This window comes from Brevibacillus centrosporus, assembly GCF_003710815.1.
GTDB lineage: Bacteria > Bacillota > Bacilli > Brevibacillales > Brevibacillaceae > Brevibacillus > Brevibacillus centrosporus.
Genome location: NZ_RHHP01000001.1, coordinates 484,981 through 509,729 on the forward strand (window position 1 = coordinate 484,981; position 24,749 = coordinate 509,729).

At 51.7% G+C, this 24,749-nt stretch carries 28 protein-coding genes and 1 other RNA gene; 5 read left to right on the top strand and 24 right to left on the bottom strand.

Translation table 11 applies throughout. The features are described 5' to 3' along the window. Nucleotides 1-11: 11 nt before the first annotated feature. From rpe to EDM55_RS02520, 14 genes are all read right to left on the bottom strand, one after another. Nucleotides 12-659: a ribulose-phosphate 3-epimerase gene (rpe, locus tag EDM55_RS02455; RefSeq protein ID WP_092267875.1), complete on the bottom strand. Its 648-nt coding sequence runs from the start codon at nucleotides 657-659 to the stop codon at nucleotides 12-14. Then, a complete protein-coding gene (gene rsgA / locus EDM55_RS02460) occupies nucleotides 653-1,546 on the bottom strand; it encodes a ribosome small subunit-dependent GTPase A (protein ID WP_092267874.1) in 894 nt (297 codons plus the stop codon). Before rsgA ends, rpe begins: the two co-directional genes overlap by 7 nt. 18 nt (nucleotides 1,547-1,564) lie before the next feature. After that, a complete protein-coding gene (gene pknB, locus EDM55_RS02465) occupies nucleotides 1,565-3,553 on the bottom strand; it encodes a Stk1 family PASTA domain-containing Ser/Thr kinase (protein WP_092267873.1) in 1,989 nt (662 codons plus the stop codon). A 5-nt stretch (nucleotides 3,554-3,558) separates the two neighbouring features. Then, nucleotides 3,559-4,314 (bottom strand): Stp1/IreP family PP2C-type Ser/Thr phosphatase, encoded by a 756-nt coding sequence (locus tag EDM55_RS02470; RefSeq protein WP_092267872.1) that lies wholly within the window; start codon nucleotides 4,312-4,314, stop codon nucleotides 3,559-3,561. A gap of 4 nt (nucleotides 4,315-4,318) precedes the next feature. After that, complete coding sequence (rlmN, locus tag EDM55_RS02475; protein WP_122922138.1) at nucleotides 4,319-5,389, bottom strand: dual-specificity RNA methyltransferase RlmN; 1,071 nt, start codon at nucleotides 5,387-5,389, stop codon at nucleotides 4,319-4,321. A 201-nt stretch (nucleotides 5,390-5,590) separates the two neighbouring features. Continuing rightward, entirely contained in the window at nucleotides 5,591-6,937 is a 1,347-nt protein-coding gene (gene rsmB, locus EDM55_RS02480) for a 16S rRNA (cytosine(967)-C(5))-methyltransferase RsmB (protein ID WP_092267870.1), read from the bottom strand. Between the two features lie 3 nt (nucleotides 6,938-6,940). Then, nucleotides 6,941-7,891: a methionyl-tRNA formyltransferase gene (gene fmt, locus EDM55_RS02485; protein WP_092267869.1), complete on the bottom strand. Its 951-nt coding sequence runs from the start codon at nucleotides 7,889-7,891 to the stop codon at nucleotides 6,941-6,943. Nucleotides 7,892-7,897: 6 nt separating this feature from the next. After that, nucleotides 7,898-8,374 (bottom strand): peptide deformylase, encoded by a 477-nt coding sequence (def, locus tag EDM55_RS02490; protein WP_092267868.1) that lies wholly within the window; start codon nucleotides 8,372-8,374, stop codon nucleotides 7,898-7,900. A gap of 16 nt (nucleotides 8,375-8,390) precedes the next feature. After that, the gene (gene priA, locus EDM55_RS02495) at nucleotides 8,391-10,826 is read right to left on the bottom strand and encodes a primosomal protein N' (RefSeq protein WP_092267867.1); all 2,436 of its coding nucleotides are present in this window, start codon (nucleotides 10,824-10,826) and stop codon (nucleotides 8,391-8,393) included. After that, nucleotides 10,823-12,061, bottom strand: coding sequence for a bifunctional phosphopantothenoylcysteine decarboxylase/phosphopantothenate--cysteine ligase CoaBC (gene coaBC / locus EDM55_RS02500; protein WP_092267866.1), 1,239 nt, complete (start codon nucleotides 12,059-12,061; stop codon nucleotides 10,823-10,825). Before coaBC ends, priA begins: the two co-directional genes overlap by 4 nt. A 68-nt stretch (nucleotides 12,062-12,129) precedes the next feature. Further along, the gene (gene rpoZ / locus EDM55_RS02505; RefSeq protein ID WP_092267865.1) at nucleotides 12,130-12,336 is read right to left on the bottom strand and encodes a DNA-directed RNA polymerase subunit omega; all 207 of its coding nucleotides are present in this window, start codon (nucleotides 12,334-12,336) and stop codon (nucleotides 12,130-12,132) included. A 3-nt stretch (nucleotides 12,337-12,339) separates the two neighbouring features. Then, a complete protein-coding gene (gene gmk / locus EDM55_RS02510; RefSeq protein ID WP_122959522.1) occupies nucleotides 12,340-12,960 on the bottom strand; it encodes a guanylate kinase in 621 nt (206 codons plus the stop codon). Nucleotides 12,961-12,976: 16 nt separating this feature from the next. After that, nucleotides 12,977-13,237 (bottom strand): extracellular matrix/biofilm regulator RemA, encoded by a 261-nt coding sequence (remA, locus tag EDM55_RS02515; protein WP_015891999.1) that lies wholly within the window; start codon nucleotides 13,235-13,237, stop codon nucleotides 12,977-12,979. Between the two features lie 24 nt (nucleotides 13,238-13,261). Beyond that, nucleotides 13,262-14,149 carry a YicC/YloC family endoribonuclease gene (locus EDM55_RS02520; RefSeq protein ID WP_092267863.1) on the bottom strand — a complete coding sequence of 296 codons (888 nt, stop codon included), beginning with the start codon at nucleotides 14,147-14,149 and terminating at the stop codon, nucleotides 13,262-13,264. A gap of 201 nt (nucleotides 14,150-14,350) precedes the next feature. On the opposite strand from EDM55_RS02520, the gene EDM55_RS02525 reads away from it, so the two are divergent. Genes EDM55_RS02525 through EDM55_RS02535 form a run of 3 tightly spaced genes read left to right on the top strand, consistent with a single transcriptional unit; the run spans nucleotide 14,351 to nucleotide 17,013 of the window. After that, a complete protein-coding gene (locus EDM55_RS02525; RefSeq protein ID WP_092267862.1) occupies nucleotides 14,351-16,081 on the top strand; it encodes an Rqc2 family fibronectin-binding protein in 1,731 nt (576 codons plus the stop codon). A 48-nt stretch (nucleotides 16,082-16,129) separates the two neighbouring features. Then, nucleotides 16,130-16,474 carry a DUF2512 family protein gene (locus EDM55_RS02530; RefSeq protein ID WP_122959523.1) on the top strand — a complete coding sequence of 115 codons (345 nt, stop codon included), beginning with the start codon at nucleotides 16,130-16,132 and terminating at the stop codon, nucleotides 16,472-16,474. A gap of 32 nt (nucleotides 16,475-16,506) precedes the next feature. Next, nucleotides 16,507-17,013: a hypothetical protein gene (locus EDM55_RS02535; RefSeq protein ID WP_092267860.1), complete on the top strand. Its 507-nt coding sequence runs from the start codon at nucleotides 16,507-16,509 to the stop codon at nucleotides 17,011-17,013. Nucleotides 17,014-17,138: 125 nt separating this feature from the next. Here EDM55_RS02535 and ssrS read toward each other — a convergent pair. The 7 genes from ssrS to EDM55_RS02565 all read right to left on the bottom strand — a co-directional run bounded on the left by ssrS (nucleotide 17,139) and on the right by EDM55_RS02565 (nucleotide 22,184). After that, nucleotides 17,139-17,330, bottom strand: a non-coding RNA gene (gene ssrS / locus EDM55_RS02540) — 6S RNA. An 83-nt stretch (nucleotides 17,331-17,413) separates the two neighbouring features. Next, nucleotides 17,414-18,181, bottom strand: coding sequence for an enoyl-CoA hydratase/isomerase family protein (locus EDM55_RS02545; RefSeq protein ID WP_122959524.1), 768 nt, complete (start codon nucleotides 18,179-18,181; stop codon nucleotides 17,414-17,416). 20 nt (nucleotides 18,182-18,201) lie between these two features. Next, nucleotides 18,202-19,350, bottom strand: coding sequence for a CaiB/BaiF CoA transferase family protein (locus tag EDM55_RS02550; RefSeq protein WP_122959525.1), 1,149 nt, complete (start codon nucleotides 19,348-19,350; stop codon nucleotides 18,202-18,204). A 139-nt stretch (nucleotides 19,351-19,489) separates the two neighbouring features. Next, nucleotides 19,490-19,843, bottom strand: a complete 354-nt coding sequence (locus tag EDM55_RS02555) for a DUF4870 domain-containing protein (protein ID WP_259676064.1) — start codon at nucleotides 19,841-19,843, stop codon at nucleotides 19,490-19,492. 23 nt (nucleotides 19,844-19,866) lie between these two features. Further along, nucleotides 19,867-20,025, bottom strand: coding sequence for a hypothetical protein (locus tag EDM55_RS30120; RefSeq protein ID WP_170184354.1), 159 nt, complete (start codon nucleotides 20,023-20,025; stop codon nucleotides 19,867-19,869). Between the two features lie 247 nt (nucleotides 20,026-20,272). Continuing rightward, complete coding sequence (locus tag EDM55_RS02560) at nucleotides 20,273-21,169, bottom strand: DMT family transporter (protein ID WP_122959588.1); 897 nt, start codon at nucleotides 21,167-21,169, stop codon at nucleotides 20,273-20,275. 67 nt (nucleotides 21,170-21,236) lie between these two features. Continuing rightward, complete coding sequence (locus EDM55_RS02565) at nucleotides 21,237-22,184, bottom strand: GntR family transcriptional regulator (protein ID WP_092267856.1); 948 nt, start codon at nucleotides 22,182-22,184, stop codon at nucleotides 21,237-21,239. Nucleotides 22,185-22,325: 141 nt separating this feature from the next. Between EDM55_RS02565 and EDM55_RS02570 the strand changes: the two genes are divergently transcribed. Then, nucleotides 22,326-22,496, top strand: a complete 171-nt coding sequence (locus EDM55_RS02570) for a YjzC family protein (RefSeq protein ID WP_092267855.1) — start codon at nucleotides 22,326-22,328, stop codon at nucleotides 22,494-22,496. Between the two features lie 55 nt (nucleotides 22,497-22,551). Here the strand turns inward: EDM55_RS02570 and EDM55_RS02575 are convergent, their stop codons facing one another. Beyond that, a complete protein-coding gene (locus EDM55_RS02575) occupies nucleotides 22,552-22,800 on the bottom strand; it encodes a hypothetical protein (RefSeq protein WP_092267854.1) in 249 nt (82 codons plus the stop codon). Nucleotides 22,801-22,888: 88 nt separating this feature from the next. Here EDM55_RS02575 and EDM55_RS02580 point away from each other — a divergent pair, with 88 nt between their 5' ends. After that, nucleotides 22,889-23,425 carry a DUF309 domain-containing protein gene (locus EDM55_RS02580; RefSeq protein ID WP_122959526.1) on the top strand — a complete coding sequence of 179 codons (537 nt, stop codon included), beginning with the start codon at nucleotides 22,889-22,891 and terminating at the stop codon, nucleotides 23,423-23,425. Nucleotides 23,426-23,429: 4 nt separating this feature from the next. Here EDM55_RS02580 and EDM55_RS02585 read toward each other — a convergent pair whose 3' ends face one another. After that, nucleotides 23,430-23,993: an RNA 2'-phosphotransferase gene (locus EDM55_RS02585; RefSeq protein ID WP_092267852.1), complete on the bottom strand. Its 564-nt coding sequence runs from the start codon at nucleotides 23,991-23,993 to the stop codon at nucleotides 23,430-23,432. 23 nt (nucleotides 23,994-24,016) lie between these two features. After that, nucleotides 24,017-24,697 (bottom strand): CPBP family intramembrane glutamic endopeptidase, encoded by a 681-nt coding sequence (locus EDM55_RS02590; protein ID WP_092267851.1) that lies wholly within the window; start codon nucleotides 24,695-24,697, stop codon nucleotides 24,017-24,019. Nucleotides 24,698-24,749: the final 52 nt, after the last annotated feature.

Below are 24,749 nucleotides of genomic sequence, written 5' to 3' on the forward strand. Positions count from 1 at the left end.
TACGTACGCTTTTATCCGCGAATCGCTGCGATAGCTTGCGCACGGTCTTTTTGATTGAATACGGCGCTTCCGGCAACGAGTACGGTCGCCCCTGCCGCTTCGCATAAACGGGCTGTCTCGGTATTCACGCCACCGTCGATCTCGATCTCAACGTGACCAAGGCCGCGCTCATCCAGCATTTGACGCAGCTGTTTGATCTTCGGAACCACATTGTGAATGAATTTTTGCCCGCCAAAGCCTGGGTTGACAGTCATGAAGAGCACCATGTCCAGATCCGTAAGCACGTGCTCGATCGTAGACACTGGCGTTGCGGGATTCAGTACGACGCCTGCTTTCACCCCTTGCTCTTTGATTAGTGCGAGCGTACGGTGCAAATGGCGGCATGCTTCCTGATGAACGGTAATCCAGTCTGCACCGCTCTTGGCGAACTGAGGAATGTAGCGATCTGGTTCCTCGATCATGAGATGCACATCGAGCGGAAGCTTTGTAACTGGGCGGATGGCATCCACGATCAAAGGTCCAATCGTGATATTCGGAACAAAATGTCCATCCATGACATCTACGTGAATCCAGTCTGCGCCTCCCCGTTCGACGTCCTGAATTTCCTCACCCAATCTGGCAAAGTCCGCAGACAGGATAGAAGGTGCTATTTTTACCATGGTTTATTCCTCCGTTGATATTCTTTCAGCTCTTCGCGGAATTGCAGGTAATTCTCGTAGCGCTCTTTGCTCAGTTCCCCTGAGGCTACACCTTCCTGGACGGCGCAGGATGGCTCTGTCACATGCAGGCAGCCCCGAAACTTGCAATCGGGTGAACGCTCTGCAAAATCCCGGAATGCCTCTGCCAAGTCGAGCTCGTCCAAATCCATAAATTCCAAGGAACTGAAGCCCGGCGTATCTGCGACATAGCCGCCTCCCTCGAGAGGAATCAGCTCGACATGACGGGTCGTGTGCTTCCCGCGCCCCAGCTTTTCACTCACATCTCCCGTTTGCAGGCTTACCCCCGGGAACAACGCGTTGATCAGCGACGATTTTCCTACGCCTGACTGACCAGCAAAAACGGAAATCCGATCATGCAGGACTTCTCGCACTTCCTGCAATCCACGTGTCTCCTGTTTTGTCGAGGTTGGAATGACCGTATAGCCGATTGCCTCGTATTTCTCGGTGATGGCTCTTACCTCTTCTTCCGGCACTTGATCTGCCTTTGACAGGATAATGATGGAATCAATGCCAGCATGCTCGGTATGGACCAGAAACTTGTCCAGTAATAACGCGCTGAAGGCAGGTTTGAACATGGAAAAGACCAGCACGGCCTGATCCACATTGGAAATGGGCGGTCGAACCAGTTCACTGGTCCGCTCACCCACCTCCATCACATACCCTTCTTCTTCATTGATTGCATCGTAGACTACCCAGTCGCCCACGAGCGGATTTACCTTTGCACCCTTTTTCTTGAATAGCCCACGTGCTCGACAACTAAAAACACGGTCCCCATCGGCAACGTAGTAAAATCCGCTCAAAGCTTTTACAATGCGTCCTTCTGGCATTCATGTCCCTCCACATGCTTATGGCAAGCTGCTGTACGAAATGGGTATGGTCTGGTATTCCACATACTCATTTTTCGTCGGATCTTTTTTGAACACTTTAATCACGGCATCTTTTTGTGGAGACAGAACGACTGGAACATCGTACTCCCTGCTCTCCGTGATCGTCTCCTTGTACACTTGCTGCCCATCACCGCGGGAGTCACTCACTTCGATCTTGATCTCCGCAGTTTCGCCCGGTACGACTTCCACATACACAGGTGCGTTTGCCAGTTTGGCGTCCGCCGGGTACTGACCGTTGCTTACCGTGAGTGGTACCTTAACTCCTTTTTGCACCTGCATCCCTGCATCATACGGGTGAGTGGAGAGGACGACGCCTGCCTTGTCTGTCGTATACGACGGCTCTTCCTTCGTTTCACCGACTTCGAGTCCGAGCTTGAACAGCTCTACCTGAGCCTGCTCCACCGATTTTCCGACGACATTTGGCATTTTCACAAACGATTTGCCCTTGCTGACAGTGACGCGGACCGTGTCCTTCGTCGGGTAAACCGACGCGTTTGCATCCGGCGACTGACCAATCACAATGCCTGCTTCTGCGTTGTCATCCTCGACTTCCTCAAACGTGATGGCATTTGTCTTGAAGCCCAGCTGCTTTAGCATATCCTCAGCAACCGATCGGGATAAGGAGACGAGATTTGGCATAGGAACAGCCTGCTGTCCTTTGCTCACATAGAGCGTGACGATTGCTTTTTCTTTTAACCGCATGGGCGGAGCCGGGTCCTGTCTGATGACCAAGCCCTTCTCTATCGTATCGTTTGCTTCCTCCACGACTTTCGCCACTAGATTGGCTTCCTCTATCTTCTTCTGCGCCAAAGTTACCTCGATCCCTTCTACATAAGGAACCGGTGCCTCAGGTACGGAAGGGAACACATTGAGCAGGAAGTTGAATCCGAAGAAGCCTAGCACGAGGAACAAACCGATTCCCGCTACCCAAAGCAAGGTTTTGACCCACCATTTTTTCTGCGGCTTCTGTTCCTCGTCGTCCTCGAGCTGCTGCTCGTACCTACCGCTTCTTTGGCCAACACCTGTCCGGCCGTTTGCGTGCTGATCGAGCATGTCCTGTGTAATGAGCGGAACCACCCGTGTCATTTCCTCGTCAATCGGGAACGTCAGCTTTTCCTCGTTTAAGCGCTCGGGAAACAGGCAGGTCTCCAAATCTTCTAGCATTTCACGCGCAGACGAATAGCGCAGAAACGGATCCTTCACCAAAGCCTTGAGAATGACGTTCTCGACGCTTTGCGGAATCGCCGGGTTTACTTGCCGCGGCTCTGGCAACGGCTCCTGCAGATGCTTCAGCGCCACAGAAATCGGCGAGTCTCCGGAAAACGGCAGCTCTCCAGTCACCATTTCGTAGAGCACAATCCCCAATGAGTAAATATCCGATTTTTCCCCAGTGATACCGCCTCTCGCTTGTTCAGGCGAGAAATAGTGGACGGAGCCCAGCATCGCATTCGTATGGGTAATGGTTGTTGAGGTAACTGCACGGGCAATACCGAAGTCTGTCACCTTTACTCGCCCATTTTTGCCGATCATGATGTTGTGTGGCTTAATATCTCTGTGAATGATCTGATTTTGATGGGCATGATCGAGTGCGTCACAAATTTGTTCCGCGATTCTCACAGCTTCTTCCACGGGAAGAGCGCCTCGCTGAATGATAACTTCCTTCAGCGTATAGCCTTCTATGTATTCCATCACCATGTAATGGGTGTCGCCGTCCTGCCCAACATCGTAAACCCCGACCACATTGGGGTGAGACAGGCTTGCAACTGCCTGCGCTTCCCGTCTGAACCGGTTCACGAAGTCTTCGTCTCCCCCGAACTGTGAACGCAATACCTTCACCGCAACGGGACGATTTAAAATCAAATCCTTGGCCTTGTAAACGATCGCCATTCCACCCCCACCTACGCGGGCTTCTAGCTGGTACCGCCCTCCAAGCCGTTGACCATCCATCTCTCTCACCCCTCTTTCTCACTGGCTACGGGCATGTTGCGCACGGCAACGAGCGTAATATTGTCCTGCCCACCAGCGGCCAGCGCTTCCTGCACCAGGCCGTCTACCTTCTCCTGCAGAGAAGTCTCTTTCTGTAGCCATTCTTCCATCGTAGAAGCTGGCACTTTATCGCTTAATCCGTCTGAGCAAATCAAGACGACATCCCCAGGCTCCCATTCAAATTCGTCCAGGTCGATCAGGACATCCGGCTCCGTCCCCAATGATCGCATGATGACATTGCGATGGGGATGGACAGCCGCTTCTTCGGCGGTAATCTGCCCATTTTTCACCAGCTCATTGACCAGCGAATGATCCTCCGTCTTCATCACCAAACCGTCGGAACCGTATTTGTAAAGGCGGCTGTCTCCGATATGCGCCGTCATGACCGTGCTTGACCCAAACAAGGCCGCGATTGTCGTCGTCCCCATCCCATTGCACTCCGGGTGTTCCTGCGCGTATTCGTACACTTCCTTATTCGCGAGCAGCACAGCGTTCATCAGATGCTCACGAGCATCCTCTCCCACTACATCAGCAGCAAGGTGACGCAGTTCTTTTACTATTCGCTCAACAGCAAGGCGGCTGGCAATCTCGCCCGCCTCATGTCCGCCCATACCATCGGCCAGAACAGCGAGGGCGCGTCCGTTCACATCTGCCTCAGCGGCAAAGTAGTCCTCATTTACGGAACGGACGTGGCCCACATGGGATTTCATTGCAATTTCCATGGTATCACCCCACGGTTTCTTTAGCGTGTTGTGCTCTCAGCTGACCGCAAGCAGCAGCGATGTCACTGCCGTGCTCCCGTCTGATGGTCACATTGATTCCTTTGTCCTCTAAAATGCGTTTGAATTGGAAAATCTCGTTGCGCGGTGTGCGTACATAATCCCGCTCCGGTACGTAGTTGACCGGAATCAGGTTGACGTGACACAGCATATCGCCAATCAGCTCTGCCAGCTCTTCCGCGTGCTGCGGCTGATCGTTTTTCCCGCCGAACAAACCGTATTCAAAGCTGATGCGGCGGCCTGTCTTGTTAATATAGTGACGGCAAGCTTCCATCAGCTGTGCAAGAGGGAAGCCTCGGTTAATCGGCATCAGCTGGCTTCTCAGCTCGGTATTCGGAGCATGCAGGGAAATAGCCAGGTTGACTTGTCCGCCTCTTTCCGCAAACTCGTAAATCTTCGGCACGATCCCACTGGTGGAGACTGTGATGTGACGAGCGCCGATGTTCAGTCCACGGTTATCGTTAATCACGGTCAAAAAGCCCATCAGGCTCTCGAAGTTCTCAAACGGTTCCCCGATTCCCATCACGACGACATGGCTGACACGTTCGCCATCCGCATCGAGCTTGCGCTGGGCCATCAATACTTGAGATACGATTTCGCCCGCATCGAGGTTACGCTTTAGCCCGCCGAGTGTAGAGGCACAAAATGTACATCCGATTCGACAGCCTACCTGTGTCGTCACACAGATGCTGTTTCCGTAGTTATGGCGCATGATAACGGTCTCGATCGCGTGTCCATCCACTAACTGGAACAGAAACTTGATAGTCCCGTCCTGCGATTCCTGATGCGTGATTTCTTTTAGAGGATCCATCCGAAACGTATCCGCCAGCTTTTGGCGCAAGTCCTTGGACAGATTGCTCATCTCTTCAAAAGAGGTCACGCGTTTCACGTACAGCCAATCAAAAATTTGCTGTGCACGAAACGCTTTATCTCCAGCGTCTACCAGCCATTGCTTCATCTCGTCTTGAGTCAGGCTGTAAATAAGCGGCTTGGCGCTAGTAAATGTGGTAATCGGCATTGCTGTTTTCACATCCTCAAATTCATTGCTAAACAATTTTCAGTCATTCTATCATTGTACCTCGCATTGGTCTGCGCTTCAAACGGTTTTGGCATCCAGTTTAGAAATGCGTCACTTTTCCTAGTGTAAACCAATCCGCACCGCTGCAAACAAAGGGAAAGGAGTGGCACCATCTCAAAAGGCGCGCCACTCCTCTTTTTTCTAATCTTTTCGTCGCAAACGGGCAATAAAGAACCCATCACTATCAAAATGATGCGGCAAAATTTGTACGAAAGCACCGGATTCGTCCATCTTGTCGCGGACAACGGCAGGTAAATCGTCCCGCAAAGTCTCGTCCAATACAAACTCCGGTTGCTTGTCTACAAAACGGCGGACAATATCCTGATTTTCCATCGGCTCCATTGTACACGTGCTGTACACCAACGTACCTCCGGGAGCTACCATCGTAGACAGACCCACGAGCAGCTGATACTGCAATTGAGCGATAGAGCGCACATCTTCCTTCGACTTGTTCCATTTCAGGTCAGGTTTGCGCCGAATTACGCCAAAGCCAGTGCACGGGGCATCGAGCAGGACTCGGTCGAACAAGCCCAGACCTTTTTCCGGAAGATCGAGCGCATCACAGACCATCGTCTCCATGATGGAAATGCCCAACCGTTTCGCAGTCCCTGCGATCAGCTCACGCTTGTGTGGATGCACGTCGTTGGCGATAATCTCACCGCGATTGTCCATTTTTTCCGCTAGATGAGAGGTCTTGCCGCCAGGGGCTGCGCAGGCATCGAGCACACGCATGCCCGGCTGCGGAGCTACTGCGGATGCTACCAGCATAGAGCTTTCATCCTGCAGCGTGTAATAGCCTTCTTTAAACCAGCGAGTACCTGCAGCGTGCCCGCCGTCCAGGATGATCCCCTGATCGCTCAAGACCGAAGCCACTGCCTCACTGCCATCTTCTCTCAGCTTGGTCAGCAGCTCGTCTCTTGTTGTTTTCAACGGATTCACTCGGATGGACGTATGGGGAGCCCGATTGTTTGCGTCACAGATCGCCTTTGTAGCTTCCTCCCCGTAGAGCTTGATCCACTCGCGAATCAGCCATTCCGGATGAGAATGCGTAACCGCGATTTGCTTTACGGCATCGCCTTTTGGCAGTCGATCCCATACCTCTGGCTGACGCAAAACGTTTCGCAGCACGCCGTTGACCATCGAGGCAATCCCCTGATGTCCGCGACGTTTCGCAATCTCTACGGCTTCATGCACGGCAGCTCGTTCGGGAATCCGGTCCAGAAAACGAATCTGATACAGGCTGAGCAGCAACAGATTGCGCACCCATGTCTGTACCTTTTTTCCCCCTACAAATTGGGACAGTACAAATTCCAGCGTAAGCTTGCGCTGAATGGTTCCATATACAAGCTCTGTCACCAGCCCCGCATCTACCGAGCTGATTTCCGAGCGATCCAGGACATTTCGAAGCTCCAGATTGCTGTAAGACTTGTGTTCGTCGACCCGATTCAATACATCGAGGGCGATGTCACGAGCACCTTTTTTTGCCACGGGCTATTCTCCTACCTTTGTGCCGATTTCAATGCTGTTGCCCGCTCCACGCAAAAAGTCGAGAGCGCTCATGCGTTTTTTCCCCTCTGGCTGCAGCTCGGTGATTTTTACAGTACCGCTTCCGCAAGCGACGACCAGGCCATCCTCTTCGCGGGCGATGATCGTGCCTGCTTCCTGACCCTTGCTGTCCACGGAATGCTTTTCAACCCACCAGATTTTCCACACCTTGCCTCCATGCGTCGTGAAAGCGACGGGCCACGGATTCAGACCGCGTACCTGATTGTAGATCTGCTCGGAGGTGCGGGACCAGTCTATTCGTTCATCGGTGCGTTTTATATTCGGAGCAAACGTAGCAGACTCGTGATCCTGAGCCTCTGCTTGCAGCTCCCCTGCCAAAAGACGAGGCACGGTTTCGATCAACAGCGAAGAGCCTGCAGCCGCCAGCTTGTCGTGCAAGGTTCCGACCGTATCACGCTCTTCGATTGGAACCACCACTTTGGAAAGCATGTCCCCTGCATCGAGGGCCTCCACCATATACATAATCGTGACCCCAGACTCCTTTTCCCCTTTTACGATGCATTTATGAATAGGAGCACCGCCACGGTATTTGGGAAGTAAGGAAGCATGGACATTGATACACCCGAAGCGTGGTACGTCGAGCAGTCGCTTCGGCAAGATTTGCCCATAGGCCGCCGTTACAATCAGGTCCGGCGCAAGGGCAATCACTTCATCAAGCGCTGCTTCCGCTTTGATTTTTTCCGGCTGCAGGACCAGAAGACCATGACGTAAAGCCGCCTCCTTGACGGGCGGCGGCGTCATGACCTGCTTGCGTCCTACCGGGCGATCGGGCTGGGTAACCACACCGACCACGTTGTACCCTTCCGTGAGCAGCGCCTCCAAGCTTGCGACTGCAAAGTCAGGCGTACCCATGAATAATACGCGAGCCTCTTTCAAAATGAATTATTCCCCTTCCTCATCCGGGCTGATCTGATACACCTTGTCTGCCACGTCGATGAACAGTACGCCGTTCAAGTGATCGATCTCATGCTGGGAGCAGCGGGACAAAAGGTCGTCCGCTTCCAGCTCGATTGGATTTCCGTTGCGGTCTTGCCCGCGCAGCTTGATCCACATGTGGCGGCGCACATCCCCGCGCAGTCCCGGGATGCTCAGGCAGCCTTCCGGATAGTCGAATTGCTCTCCTTTGAAATCCACGATTTCTGGATTGACGATCTCGATCAGACCTTCACCGCAATCCATGACAATGACGCGTTTGGAAATACCCACTTGCGGAGCTGCCAGTCCTACCCCGTCAGCGTCGTACATCGTATCAGCCATATCATCCAGCAGCTTGTGCAGGTTGGAATTGAATTTTGTGACCACCATCGCTTTTTCACGAAGGATCGGATCTGGATGTTTTACAATTGTGCGAATAGCCATTTGGTTGATATCCTCCCTAAAGCAGTACGTACGGATCAACATCGATTGTCATAAGTACCTTCTGCTGTTTGTTCCACTCATCAAACGCAGCTGTCGCCTGTGCGAGCAAGGCAGACAATTGCGGTTCATCACGATATTTTAGCATGATCTGAAAACGAAATCTATCCTTCACTCTCGCAATAGGCGAAGCGACCGGGCCTAATAATATCGTCGTCTCCGCCAGTCGCTGCCGCAAATAATCCGCCATCGTATGGGCGCTGCGAATCACCACGGGGACATCCTCGTGGCTGAACGTCAGCAGCACCAGTCGAAAATAGGGCGGATAGCCTGTTCGTCTGCGCTGAAGCATCTCATCCTCATAAAAGGACCGGTAATCATGCCGGGTCGCATGCTGAATGCTGTAATGTTCAGGCGTGTAGGTCTGAATGACAACGTCGCCGTCCAGCTCATGCCTGCCTGCACGTCCCCCCACTTGCGTCAGCAGCTGGAAGGTCTTCTCGGCAGCGCGGAAATCCGGTATATGCAGCGAGGTGTCTGCGGCGATGATTCCTGCGAGCGTTACCCGAGGAAAATCAAGCCCTTTTGCGATCATTTGCGTCCCGAGGAGAACATCCCCTTGGCCCTTCCGGAACTTGCTCAGCAATTCCTCATGTGCGCCTTTTCGGGAGGTCGTATCCACGTCCATGCGAATCACGCGAATGCCCGGAAACAGCTTGGCCAGCTCTGCCTCCACTTTTTGCGTACCGGTCCCGAAGAAGCGAATATGCTCGCTCTGGCATTCCGGACAATGCGCAGGCTGTGCAATCGTATAGCCACAGTAGTGGCAGCGTGCTGTATGATTCGTTTTATGATAGGTCAATGAAATATCGCAATGAATGCAGCGCATCGTGTAGCCACAGGAGCGGCACATGACAAACGTGGAGAATCCCCTCCGGTTCAGGAAGATCACCATCTGCTCCTGCTTTTCCAAACGATCCGCGATCATTTCATGCAGCTTGCGGCTAAACATGGAACGGTTCTCTGCCTGCAGCTCTTCACGCATGTCGACTACATGAACAGCCGGCATCGGACGATTCCCTACCCGCTCTGGCATTTCCAAGAGCGTATACCGCCCACGTGTCGCCAGTGCATACGTCTCCAAGGCAGGAGTCGCACTTCCCATCAACAGCACGGCATGGTTGCGCTTCGCTCTCCACAAAGCTACCTCACGCGCGTGATAGCGTGGCGTTTCTTCCTGCTTGTACGAGCTCTCGTGCTCTTCATCGATGACGATCAGCCCGACATTTTCAAAAGGAGCAAAAATGGCAGATCGCGCACCGACTACCACCTTTACCTGCTTGCGGATAATTTTTCGCCATTCATCAAACTTTTCTCCCTGCGACAAGCCGCTGTGCAAAACGGCGACATCGGCTCCAAAACGCGCTTTGAACCGTTCTACCATCTGCGGCGTCAACGAGATTTCAGGCACGAGGAAGATCGCTTCCTGCCCTTTTTCCAGCGTCTTTTCGATCGCTTCCAGATAGACCTCGGTCTTTCCGCTTCCCGTCACTCCGTGAAGCAAATAGGCCGCGTACTCCTGATTTTGGATGGACGACAGGATCGGAGCCAGCACTTGCTTTTGTAGAGGGGTAAATTCCGGCTTCGCTTTATCCGAAAACTTCCGATTGGCGTACGGATCGCGATAAACCTCGACCTGTTCTATCACTAACCAGCCTTTTGCCTCCAAGCTTTTAAGCGGAGAGCGTGTGATCCCCCACTCGTCTCGCAGCATTTGCATGGAAAACGACTGGTCGGCATGCTGCGAGAACAGCGTAAGTACGCGCCGCATCTGTTCAGCCCTTGCAGGCAGCGAAGCTATCGCTTCTGCCAGCTGCTCTGGACCTAGCAAGCACCTTACAAAAGACTGATGCTTGCGCGTGATGCGATCCTTCACCTGATATTCCGTCGCTAAAAGTCCGCTGTGAATCCATCCTGGCACGAGCAAATACTCTTCGGGAAACTGCTTTTCCACCTCTGCCAAAGGAAGCTGCCGCTTGCGAGATAGCTCCCAAAGCAGTCCTGAGTTTCCGCATGTATCCTCATCGAGATCGTCTGTAGCCGTCAGCCATTTTTCCGATTTGCCTTTCAGAACGGCTGGCAGCATCGCCTGAACAGCCGTAACCCAAGGACACAAATATTGCTTCGACATCCACTCGCTCATATCGAGCAGTTCTTTGGTGAGAGGGGGGGTATCGTCCAGGACTTGCTCCACCTCTTTTAATCGGGCGTGATCCGTAAAGTCAGTACCTTCGTCTGTGATGCCGGTCACATATCCTTGCAATTTACGTGGACCAAAAGGAACAACAACGCGGCTTCCTACCCGAATGAGAGGACTTAGCCACGCAGGAATCCGGTAATCGAATGGCCGGTTAGTCCGATTGACCGGCACGTCCACGATGATTTGGGCAATCATGACAGCTCAGACAGCGGACGTTTCGCGAGCTTCAGCACTACAGCATCGAGCAGCTTGTCCGCTACATCGCGCTTGCTCAGCTTGTCCAACTCCACGATCTCTCCGGCCCGTGTGAGCAAAGTGACGATGTTTGTGTCACTTCCCATGCCCGCTCCTTCTGCCAGTACGTTGTTTGCAACGATCATGTCGAGGTTCTTTTTCTCCAGCTTGTCCTGAGCGTACTTGATCACATCCTGTGTCTCCGCAGCAAATCCGACGACAAACTGCTTCGTCTTTCTCTCCCCGACCGTCCGTAAAATATCAGGCGCCTTGTCCAGCTCAAGCACCAGAGGTCCGTCCCCTTTTTTCATCTTGTGCTCTTGAACCGTTTTTGGCCGGTAGTCAGAAACTGCAGCCGATTTGATCACGATGTCGCTCTCAGGCAAATACTCCATAACCGCATCGAACATTTCCTGTACGGATTCAACCGCTACAAACTGGACGCCTGTCGGTTTTGGCAAAGCGGTAGGTCCACTGACGAGTACGACCCGCGCTCCGCGATCCCGCGCCGCCTCTGCGATGGCATAGCCCATCTTTCCTGAGGCATGGTTGGTAATATAGCGGACAGGGTCAATCTTTTCGCGCGTAGGTCCGGCTGTAACCAGCACGAGCTTGTCCTGCAAATCCTGCGGCCGCGGCTGATTCTGCTCCGCAAAAAAAGCGGCGACTGCCTCCACGATTTCTTCCGGCTCAGCCAAGCGGCCTTTGCCAATCCAGCCACATGCCAGAAGCCCTACCCCAGGCTCCACAAAGCGATAGCCGTACTGCACCAGCTTCTCCATATTGGCTTGCACGGCAGGATGACCGTACATGTTCACGTTCATCGCAGGCGCTACCATGACAGGCGCTTTTGTCGCAAGCAGTGTGGTCGTGAGCATATCATCCGCGATTCCATTCGCTATTTTCCCGATGATATTTGCCGTCGCAGGTGCCACCAGCACCAAATCTGCCTTGTCCGCCAAATCGATATGACTAATCACATGAGGATCCGGCTCGTTAAATGTATCCGTATGAACAGGCTGATGAGATAAAGCTTGAAATGTCACCGGCTGCACGAACTTCTGCGCATTCTCGGTCAAAATGACATGAACAATCGCGCCAGCCTGTGTCAGCTTGCTCGTAAGCGCCGCTGCCTTGTACGCAGCAATGCCGCCTGATACGCCTAATACAATTCGTTTTCCTGCAAGCGTGGGCATCCGTCTCTCTCCTCTCGTCCCTATCCGAAAAAAACAACCTGCATGAGGTTGTTTTTAGTGGGGTCACCTTATTTGCGTCCGTCCAAAAATTCGTGAACCAGCTCGTCGGAAATAAATTCTTCCAAAGCTTGCCCGACAAACTTTTTGGATTTTGGTCTTACAACTTGCAGCTCGCTGTTTTCTCTCAGCTGACGTGCGCGTTTGGACGCTACCGTTACGAGGATGTATTTGCTTTCTGCCTTTGCGGTCAATTCATCAATAGATGGGTACAACATGGATTATTCGACCTCCTTTAACCATTTACGATACTTGTGAACCTGACGCTCTTTTTTCAGATGCTCAGCGGTAATGATCGCTTGGATCCGATCACATGCCGACTCGATCACGTCATTGACCACCACATAATCGTAGTGATCCATCAGCTCGATCTCCGCGCGGGCGACTTCCATCCGTTTGCGAATGACATCTTCCGTCTCGGTGCCTCGTCCCACAATGCGGTTCTCCAGTTCATTCAGATCAGGAGGAGCCAGGAACAAAAACGTTCCTTGTGGAAAACGGTCTTTTACCTGCAGAGCGCCCTGCACTTCAATCTCCAGAATAACATCTTTTCCAAGAGAAAGCATTTCATCCACGAACTTACGTGGAGTTCCGTAGAAATTTCCTACGTATTCAGCCCACTCCAGCAGTTCATCCTGTTCAATCATGCGCTGAAACTCTTCCTTGGACTTAAAAAAGTAATTGACTCCATCCACTTCTCCTGGACGCGGAGAACGAGTGGTAGCAGAAACGGAATACACAAGCTCAGGCATACGCTCGCGCAAAGCTTTGCAGACCGTTCCTTTTCCCACTCCCGCAGGTCCAGAAAGAATCAGAAGGAGACCGCGATCAACCATGGTCATGATTTACAACTCCTACTTATTCATCCGATTCGTCATCTTTCGTCGTCAGCCGTTGTGCTACTGTCTCTGGCTGAACGGCCGACAAAATCACGTGATCGCTGTCCGTAATAATCACCGCACGTGTCCGTCTGCCATACGTCGCGTCTACCAGCATATTGCGGTCACGCGCTTCCTGAATGATCCTTTTGATTGGAGCCGACTCAGGACTTACGATCGAAATAATGCGATTCGCGTTTACAATATTACCAAATCCAATATTGATTAGCTTGATTGCCATGACGGCCCAGCCCATCCTTTCATCCTACTCAACATTCTGAACTTGCTCTCTCATCTTCTCCAGCTCGGTCTTGATCTCGACCGCCAGATGCTGGATTTGCAAATGATTGGCTTTGGAGGCAATCGTATTTGCCTCTCGGTTCATCTCCTGCAGCAGAAAATCCAGCTTGCGCCCAACCGCTTCTTCCTTTTCCAGCTGTTGCTTGAACTGGTGGCAATGACTCTTGAGGCGAGTAATTTCTTCACTGATATCACTTTTCTCCGTAAAGAAAACGACTTCCTGTGCCAAGCGTTGCTGATCCAATTCGAATGGCGCTTGCTCTGCCCACTCGCTCAGGCGCTGGTGCAGGCGATTGTGGTATTCCTGCGTACTGGAAGGAACCAACAGAATGATGTCTTCTAACCACTTGTTGACTGAAAGCAGCCGTTGGGTCAGATCAGCATAGAGCCGTTCTCCCTCGACCATTTTCATGGAAAGCAGATCCCTTGCCGCAGTGTCGACCTCGGAAAGCAGCCAGCTCGCCAATTCGTCGCGCTCTGCTTCCTCAGTTTCTTTGGTATGTATCACGCCGGGAAAAAGCAATAAATCCTTGGCGGTGAGTGGCGTCTCCAGTGAAAAGCGCTGGTCCATCTCGCGCGACAGCTTCAGGAATTGTTCGGCTATGCTCCAATCAATGGCAACCTCGGGCGAGATCGTCGCGCTTCCTTCCAAGGAAATCGTCACGTCCACACGACCTCGTCGTACATACTGTGCAACGAGCTTGCGGACTTGATCCTCCAGCATGCTCATGTTTTTGGGCAACCGCACCAGTATCTCTTGGAACCGGTGATTGACGGCACGAAGCTCCACCGTCAACCGCAAAGAGCCCTTCATGTCGTCTTTTCGTCCATACCCTGTCATACTTCGAACCATTGTTTTCACTTCCACAGACGTAAAATCAATTAATTAATTATAGGAGACAACTCTTGGCAGTGTCAACTTTGTTGGCAGCAAAGACCCGAATACGGGCCGACAACAAAGTTCCTCCCCACGTGCCTTTGTGCTACACTGTGACTGGCAGCTCTTCACCATGCCCGATTTATTCATGTACTTTCTTTGATTGAGGTGAGCATAGTGGCATTTGACGGCGTTGTAACCCGTGCTGTCGTACGGGAGCTACATAAACTCGTGGGCGGACGCATTTCCAAGGTGCACCAGCCCCATCATACGGATATTGTTATGCAGATTCGCTGCCAAGGAGAAAACGTAAAGCTTCTCCTTTCCGCCAACCCGACTTATCCGCGCATTCATTTGACGACCGAGGAATTCATCAACCCCTTGGAGGCTCCGATGTTTTGCATGCTTTTGCGCAAGCATTGCGAAGGCGGCGTAATCGAGTCTGTCCAGCAGGTAGGCATGGAGCGCATCATCCACATCGACGTTCGAACACGGGATGAGCTCGGCGATACTGTCTCACGGCGCATTATCATGGAGATCATGGGGAAACACAGCAATATCATCCTCATGGACCCGCAGTCCGGCATGATCCTCGACAGTGCTCTGCATGTCACGATGGCGATCAGCCAATACCGCCAAGTCGTACCTGGTAAACACTACGTCTCCCCACCGAGCCAGGACAAAGAGGACCCCCTGGCAGCAACGGAGCAGTCGTTTCTGTCCTCGATCGATTGGAACAGCGGCAGACTCGACAAGCAAATTGTGGAGGCCTATACGGGCATCAGCCCCCTTTTGGCAAAAGAGATCGTTTTCCGTGCAGGCCTAGCCAATCGAGACTCTCTCTGGAAAGCGTATTCCGAGATCATGCAGGATATTTTGCAGGACAAGTACGCTCCAGAAATAGTGGAAACGGCAGACAAAGCGAACTTTCATGTCGTAGCTCTCACACATCTCACAGATCGTGTGTCCGCTACGAGCTTTGCCTCTGTTCAAGCCTGCCTGCAAGCCTTTTATGAAGGGAAAGCTCTGCGTGATACCGTCAAGCAGCGTGCGCATGATCTGATCCGCTTCGTGACAGGGGAGAAAAACAAGAACGAGAAAAAAATCGAGAAGCTTGAAAATACGCTGCAGGAAGCAAAAGACGCTGATCTGTTCCGCCTGTACGGTGAGCTGATCACGGCCAACATGCATCAAATGAAGCGAGGAGATACCGAGCTCGTCACAGTCAATTGGTACGACGAAGCAGGTGCCATGATCACCATTCCACTCGATCCGCTCAAGACCCCTTCGGAAAATTTGCAGTCGTATTACAAGCGTTACAACAAGGCGAAAAACAGCATGCAAGTTGTCGGGGAGCAAATCGAACAAGCCCAAACGGAAATCAGCTATTTGGATGGACTTCTCGTACAGCTGGCTCATGCTACCCTCAAGGATGCCGAGGAAATTCGGGAAGAGCTGGTCGAGCAAGGCTACATGCGCGATCGTAAAAAGCGTGGCCCACGCAAAAAGAAAGACGTTCGCCCTGAACTGGAAGCCTATCAATCAACAGATGGCACGGATATCCTCGTTGGAAAAAATAACAAGCAGAACGAATATCTAACCAACAAGCTGGCTGCTCCTTATGAAACGTGGCTGCATACTAAAGATATCCCTGGCTCTCACGTCGTCATCCGCGCTCGAGAGTTTTCCGATCAGACTTTGCTGGAAGCCGCCAATCTGGCAGCCTACTTCAGCCGCGCCCAGCAGGGAAGCCAGGTACCGGTGGACTACACCCTGATCAGACATGTAAAAAAACCAAGCGGTTCCAAACCTGGCTACGTGATCTACGAACAGCAGCGCACCTTGTACGTAACGCCAGACAGCGCGCTGATTCGGCAGCTAAAAACGAACGCCTCCCGCAACGCATAGCGAAGGGAGGAGCGTTCATACTAAGAGCATGAAAGGAGGTGTTCGTTCTTGAACATCTTAATCAAGCTCTTGGTAAACGGTATCATTGCGGTTCCAGGGCTTTGGTGGTCGGGAACATCACTGACATTCGCGGTCTTGACCAGCATTGTCGTAAGTTTGATTGCGTACGCTTTGGGGGATGCCCTCATCCTGCCCAAGACCAATAATACCTTTGCAACCACAGCTGATTTTATCATGGTTTTTGCTTTGTTTTGGATAAGCAGTTACGTATTTGCCCAACCCTATCATCTACCGGGGATCTTGCTCACAGCCTTCGTGGTTACCGTAGCTGAGTACTTTTTCCATAGTTACCTGCAGCATCATGGCGTGCATCACTCCAAACATCCGGGCTGAGGCATACTACAATCATTGGAAGGGGGATCGGGATGAACGTCATTGGCATCATCCAAACCGACTTAAATGAATTCAGCGTCTTGTTCGACCAACCACAGGGAGGCGGGCAAGGTGGACAAGGGCAGGATCAAGGGCAGCAATCACAAGACGGCGGGCAAGGAAAACAAAATCAGCAGGACAGCAACTCTGATGATTCCATGTTCCTGAGCTTCTTGGACGAGCAGCCGAGCAGTCAGGAAGGAAACAGTAACGGTAACGGAGGCGACGGCGGCGGCGGAGGGCAGCAACAGCAGCAACAAAACGGCCCGCAGGAGATGACCGTTCGCATCAAGGGCATCCCCGAAGGTCAAAAAGCGAACTTCCTGCAAATGTACCAAATCCTGCAGGATGCGCAAGACACACAATCCTTGCAGCAAACATTGACCATCGTGAATCAAGGAGATCAGCAGGACGGCCAAGGACAAGGACAGCAGCGCCACAGCGGAGGCGGACAGGAAAAGGGTCAAGGGGCCGGCAAGCAAAACAAAACCACCCATTGATGCATCCTTCAGCGCTCCTTACAACTGACTTCCTTCACGACAAAAAACCACCTAGAACATCATGTTCCAAGTGGTTTTTTGTTTTGCACTCTATCAATTGCCCGAGAGCTTGTTTATAAACAGGCCAAGTCCCCGCTCTGCCGTTGACCTCATGTTTCTATAACCTGCGCTCACACAGGTGGGTGACCCCTTCGAACTTCTGCCTTCCCATGCATCCAAAAAGGAGGTGGGCCTGACTTCCATTACAAAATTCCGTCTCCCGAAAAACACGTATAAGGTTAGAAACATTTACGGCCTTACGTACATCGCAGGATCTTGATACGTTTACTTTACCACAGATTCCTTTGACGCTCAACGGATATTCTTTCCTCAGTCGGGCAAATCAGCAACCCAAACCTCTTTATTTCTTGCGCTTTGCTGCGATCAGCGAAAGGAAATCTGGATGAGCGATCAAACGAGGCTGCTGCTCCTTTTCCCATTCCAGAGCCTGCTCCAGCTCCATCCCCTGCGCCCGCCCCAATCCTTCTTTGGTGACGGCATACGCTTGATTCGGAACTCGCCGTACGGTCATGATCAGCTTCTCGACTTCTTCAGCCAGCCTCTCTATGTCCACCGCTTTATAAATGAATCCAATCCGCTCTGCCTCTTGCCCTGATAGCCGCTCTCCCAGCAATGCCAATCGTTTTGCCTGTGCTAGTCCTACGAGCCTGGGCAGCAAGTACGTTCCACCGAAGTCGGTTGTCAAACCGAGATGGACAAACGGCTCCTGTAAAAGAGCGTTGTTCGTTGCGATGACAAAGTCCGCATGCAAAGCCAAGTTCAGGCCTGCGCCTACCGCAGCACCTTCGATGACGGAAATCACTGGCTTTGGCATTCGGTGCAGCCTGGTTAAAAACTCGTTGATCACGCTGAGGGCTTCGTCTGCTTGCGTATCTTCCCGTAAAACGGCAAGGACACTCAAGTCAGCCCCCGAGCAAAAGTTTCCCCCTGCCCCCCTCAGCACGACTACATCTGCATTTTCAGCCCTTTCCGCTTGCTCGATCTCTTCGCGAAGCTGATAAAACATCTCGATGGTCAAAGCGTTCAATACCTGTGGACGGTTGAGAGTGATCGTCCACACGCCATTTTCGCATGCTGACCAAACATCCGGCTTTTGTCCTTGTTCCATGCTTGAGTGATTCTCCTCTCTTAGGTGGGGATAGCGGGGATGACTCCGAGCTTTTGCAGCCGGCCAAGTTCGCTTTCAGCTAAGCGCAGCTTTTTTCTCAGCAGCTCGTGTGTATGATCGGTGTACCAGGCAGCCCACTTGCTGCCACCGGCGGATGATGTTCTCTTTTCTAGATAAGGCAGCGTATACGCGATCTCCCTGCTCGTAACATACAAGCTGTTTGCCCAGTTTTCCATATCTTCGACAGCGGTCAGGCAGCAGTCCACTTCCATGCCGAGCTCGCTCCATTCCGCCTGTGTTCGGGAAGAGAAGAGCGCTTTCAAGTCCTCGTAAACCTCGGGCTGTTCTGAAACAGTGGCCTGGTATGCGCTCTCCCAATCGTCGCGGCCAACCGCGCGGCAAAAATTCAGCCAGAACTTCTCCTCTACTGCGGCAAGAGCAACATACTGACCATCTGAGGTCTCATACACCTGATAGGCGAGGCGCTCATGGCGCGCTGAGCTGTACTCCTGTGACGATCGGCATCTCCCGAGGATCGCATGCAGCCCCATCCAGGAGGAAAGAAGATCTCCGGACGCCACGTCCAAATAGGCTCCTCGTCCCGTACGTGCACGCTGGACAAGCGCTGCGCAGATCTGTTCGCTCGCATACAAGCCCACCGCATAGTCAGCGATGGGTATATCCGCAATGACCGGCTTTCCTTCTCCATCGCGCAGCGCCGATAAAAACCCGCTAACCGCCTGAATATTCAGGTCATTCCCGCCGAGCTGATTCATCTCCCCGCTCTGGCCGTAGCCTGTGACCGAGCAATAGATGAGGGAGGAATGAACTGCCCACAGACTGTCGTAATCGAGCCCCAGATGCCGGAGCACCCCAGCGCGGTAGCTCTCCACTACGACGTCTGCCTGACTCGCCAGAGCAAACGCGAGCGCCTTCCCGTCTTCCGTACGCAGATTCAGTGAAATACTTTTGTGATTGCGATGGGAACGCAGGTAAAATGCTCCCGTCTCCCTGGCTTCCCAGTTGACAGCATGCGTCGAGGGTCCGGGATCATGGGCAGGAAACGAATTGATCTCGATAACCTCAGCACCCAGATCAGCCAGCCGCATCGTGCAGACCGGTCCGGGAAGATGGCGTGAAAAATCGATAACCGTAACCCCTGTCAGCATACCTGGACACCCCTTTCCGCGATATACACTCTTTAATTTTTCGCGAAAGGTTATATCCCCTCCTTCTTTATTGAGAAAATTCAAAATCACCTCAACAAAAGGGCTGCTCCCTCTCGGAACAGCCCCACGTCGTGCCACCCTATTTGACAAAACGAAAGGTGAGCGGGTAACGGAAATCGTTGCCCTCGTTTGCTTTGACTGCAGCCATGATCAGGAATATAGCCCAGAACAAAAACAGTGCGATTAAGAGCAGTGCACCGATAAAGACAATGAGCAATAAATAAGAAATAGCCGCGTAGATCGTAACGGTGATGCTGAAATTAAGTGCTTCCTTTCCATGCGTGTTAATGAACGGACTGGTGTCTTTTTTAATTAACCAGATAATCAGGGGCCCTAGAACGTTTCCGAGCGGAATGATAAACCCGACCAGTGCGGATAGGTGGACAATCATGGCCCACATCCGTTCATCTTTGCCATACTGCTGATTCATCATGACTCCTCCTATTTTCGGATAGTTTAGTCTACGATGGATTCCGCCCAAACTTGCGAAAAAACGAAAAAGCGCCCAAAAGGCGCTTTTCGTTTTTGATTAATATTTGCCGCCGTGGCCATAACCCGAAGAGGAACCATAACCGTCGTGCCCGCAGCTTCCACCATGGTGGCCACAGCTACCATAGCTACTTCTGCACTCCGTTTTGTAAACAGGCTTATAGTAGCAGTGTTTCTTGTAGTATTTCTTCTTGCAGCATTTCCGAACGTGACATTTACAATGAGAAGACCTTCTGCATCCGCAACCCATTACCTTCACCCCCTCTTAATCGGTACATCTACAAGGTATGTAGGTAATGAGGCATTGGCATGGACACCTGTCTAGTGCGTTTAGAAAATCAGCTTTTGTCCCGTCTTGGCAGCAGCAGGCAAACTACGCATCCAGCTTAGCCCTGACTAAGCCTCGGGCATGTTTACGCCTTTCCGCCCACGCCACTCCCACGAGTACCAGGAGCCCTCCCACGATGGTTCTCCAGCTCATTTGCTCGCTTAAGAGCAGGATGGATGTCAGCACATTCAGTAGTGGTATGGCGTTTAAATAAATGCCCGCTTTGGCGGCAGGTATACGCTCTAAAGCCTTATTCCACATCAGGTAAGCGAGCATCGTGCAGCAGAGAACCAAGAACAAAAAGCTCATCACGGATTTCCCTGATGCAGAAGGCAGCCCGAAATGCCATGTCTCCCATGCGGCAAAAGGCAGGAGCATCGCACTGCCGAGCAAGAAGGTCAACGCGGTGAACAGCTCACTGGAAAGCTTTTCTTCCCCTTTGGGGCGCTTCAGCTGGACGACGTACACCGTCCAAATAAATTGCGAAGCCAGTACCAAGAAATCTCCCCACAAGGAATGCGCCTGCTGCAAAGATTGCGGCTGAATCGTCACCATCAAGACACCGCCGATCCCGAGCACCAGACCGACCCATTGCGTGAGCAGGATCTGTTCTTTTAAGTACAAAGCAGCCAGCAAGAGAGTAAACAACGGCAGTGTAGCTGATATAATGCTGGCATTGACTCCACTGGTCAGCGAAATGCCATATGTATTCATCAAAAAATAACCGGCAACACCGGTAAAGGAAAGCATCGCAAGGCGCATCCACGGGATCGCCACAGCCTTTCCTGACACTCTGCCTCTGCGCAACCAGACCAGCGGTAAAAGCAGCAGACCCGCGAGTAAAAGCCGAAAAAACATCAAGGTAAAGGGCTGAACCGTATCTAAGGTCCATTTCATCGGAACAACAGTGAGGCCCCATAAAAAGACAGCACTGATCAGCATCAGGTAAGCTCGATTCAAAATAATCCTTCTCCTAATAACCGGTTAAAAGAAAAAATAAGGACTCGTCTTACTGTGTGACAATCTTGCGCAGCTCGTTAATCCCATGATGATCGGGGATTTCCTGATACTCTTTTACCTTTGGAAGTGTCAGCAAATGCGGTCTGGTCATATAGCCTGGCTTGGAAATATATACGACATCACAATTCGAGATCAACTCAAACACATCTGGGTGATTCGCTTCGATTGTCCGCAAATCCAAATGGGTAATACCCGCGTTATACAAATCATTGATCATTCCTGCTGCACCTCGGATTGTGGCACAGATCAAGCCGACTTTCGTATGCCGCGGATAAGCTTCCATCGCTGGAATCACCGTCGTTGGATCCGGGATAAAATCGAGACTGACGAGAGGAGGCGACTCTTTTGGCAGCGTCTGCTTCATCATGCGCAGGTTTACAGAAGGGTGCGTCACAATCGCTTTATACTGCTGCAGGAAGCTCGGATCCCGCTCCAGCCTTTCGATAAAGTCTTCAAATGTACGTCCTTCCACCATCGCGCTTGGCAGATGGTATTGCACGAGACGCAGGTATTCTGCCAGCTCCAGCTCGGTAAACCGGAGAAAGAGAACGGGAAACTGATTGATCTCTTGCATGACGGAAGACAGCACACGGGTAAACTCGTCCATGGAATAACCCATGGCCTTTACTTTGTGCAACGTTTCTTTGGCTAAAAGCGCCAAGTGGGCAGGATTCCGGGTCAGGAGAGGATCATTTACCACATTGCTCACAATCGTTCCCCGACCTTGCCTGGAATCGACCATGCCTTCCTGCTGGAGACGCAGGTACACACTCCGTACGGTATTGTAGTTGATTTTCAGCTGCGCAGCCAGTTCTCGTACGGTCGGGAGCTGTTCGTTCGGCGGCAATTCGCCACTCCGAATCAAAGCAGCAATCTGTTGAAACAATTGTTCGTGGTACGAAACATTGGAATCCTTTTGGAGTATCAATTTGATCATGAATTCACCTCTCCTTAGCTACTGAAATAATCGTATATGAATTCAGATTGTAACGTCAATAGATCCCGCAGGATGAAGGCACTGACTGCGGAAATACTAAGGCACGTGAAGATATAACTACACCATAAGGAAGGTGACCTCATGGGAGAACACAGTCGTTTTCGTGAAGGTGAAAAATCACCCAAAAATGCCGTTTACATGGAAATCGGTGAATCTGGTTCCAGTGTTCAGGACCCGATGATTATCGAATTAAGCCGTGGCGAAAAGTTCCCGGCTACGCGCAACAAAAACCGGGTATGGACACAGAAATAAACTAGTGAAATGGAAAGAACCAACCTTTCCCCAAGGATCGGTTGGTTCTTGTGTTTCACACTTGTTCGTCTTCCTCGTCGTCTTCCTCTTCTTCGTCATCCTCGGCACTCACGTAAATAATAGCGACACCCAGACTTTCTAAAAGCTGCAAGACTTCCCGATTCAGCTCCTGATCCATGAGCAAGCCGAGGCTTTCTACCAGCTCCAGCTCCTCCAGATCACCTGTTTGCGCATCTTCAATCAACTCTATAATGTCCGTCATCTTCTTTTTTTCCAAGACTGCCATCAATTCTTCTGCTGTCATATATGTTCGCACCTCGTTTTCTACTCACTTTCCTATATAATAGTACATAACCAAACAGTTGAAAACCAAGCAGCGAGGTGGTTCACCGATGTACCCCCAACCTTATCTGGATTACCTGGTTCAATTTCACGTCGAGCGTGACTATTTTGAATGCCATGAAATCCTTGAAGAATATTGGAAAAGCGTGCCACAGGAGCAGCGGCAAATCGTCTGGGTCGGCCTCATTCAGATTGCAGTAGGCCTCTACCATCAACGCCGCGGCAACCTGAACGGAGCGAAGAAAATGCTCACGAGTGCGCACTCTATTCTAGAGCATCATCCAGAAGACGTCCTGCGACTAGGCCTAGATCATGCTGCGCTCATGCTTCTGCTGGAAAAGCGCCTGGAAGAATTGAACAACGGGCTTTCTTACCACAGTATGTCTCTGCCCATTCTTGCAGCTGACCTGCGTGAAGCCTATGAGCGTGCCTGCGCGCTTCGAGATGTTCCTGTGACCCGAGAAAGCGATTTGAACGATCACTATCTGTTAAACAAACACACTCTTCGCGATCGCAGCGAAGTATTTGCTGAGAGAGCGCGCCAGCTTCAGCTGCGTGAACGTCAGCGTAGCGAGCCTGGCAGCTAACTGGCTACAGAAGCTGAAGATAATCAGGCGGTATGGCTTCGGAAAAGTAAAAGGGATCGGAATGAGAATACGGCACGCAAAGTCGGAAGAAGTGAACGCCTGCTCGATACGCCGCTTCGGCTTGCACTTCGAAAAGTGACAAAGTATCACCCGGTGCTCCGATCGCCTCCCCTGTGTCTGCCAGTTGGACGTATTCACTGGCGATCGGCAAAAGCCCGCTGGCCTTTACTTGATGAATCAGCCTGCGATGGGTACCGTAGTAGAGGATCTTTGGTGGGGCTACTTCCGCCAGCCTGCCTTTCGTCTTCGTTGGCATAAATCCATGTGTAGCCCGGATCAGCACTCCTTGATCCCACTCCAATTGACGAGCAGGGTCGTTTTCCACGACCTCTCTGATATCTGCTCGTGTCACCGTCTCCATTCCTTTCAGCGTTTGCAAGTAACCAAGCAATGCCCCGACCGGAGTATACCCGTATGTATCATAATAAAGCTGGTGATAATCGCTGTTCTGCCGCAGTATACTCAGCAGCCGTTTCCGAAGACGCGTATGTTCGTGACTCGTAAGCATATCCGGTCCCCCTCGCAAGCCTCTCAAAATATCCACCACAATACCGGAATGACAAGTCCCAGATCTGCCAGTAAATGGCTGAACCAAGTTGGATAGGCAGAGGGAAACCTCCCCTTCATCCACCCCCAAAAGCACCCAACCCCAAAAACCAGCAGAGTCATCAAGCATCCCCACCGGAAACCGAACAGGACCGTCAAAACCACGAGATGGTACAGACAATAAAAAAAGCTCGACAGCAGGATCCCTACGACCCTCGACATGACGACCAGGAAGCGCTGCAGGACAAATCCACGCCAAAAGAGTTCCTCCAATAAAGAATTCACGACCACAAGATACAGTGAAAACCACCAGATCCAGCGGCTGTTGAGGCCCCATAGCTCCAATACCTGGCGTACTGTTTCCGTTCGCCCCTCGGTTCGCAGCAGCACCCAGATGCCTATAGAAGCTCCCAGAAACAGTACGATCCCGCTGGTCACTCCGAAAAGAACGCCTCTGTGTTCCATCTGCCCCCAGGCAAATTGCCAGCTTTCTTGCAAACTGCCCTCCCACCAGCCATGCAGGACTGGAATGCACATGCACACGACCAAATGAAAGCAGACAAAAGTAACAAACAAGCTTTGTTTTTCCACTAAGCCGTAAAAAATCGTCAAGGTGGCAGTAAATCCGTAACCGATCAGTAGCAGTAACGACCGTTTATACGCCAAAAAGCCTAGCCCCCTTATCCCGAGTGGAAGAAAACGCATGCCGGGTTCATCA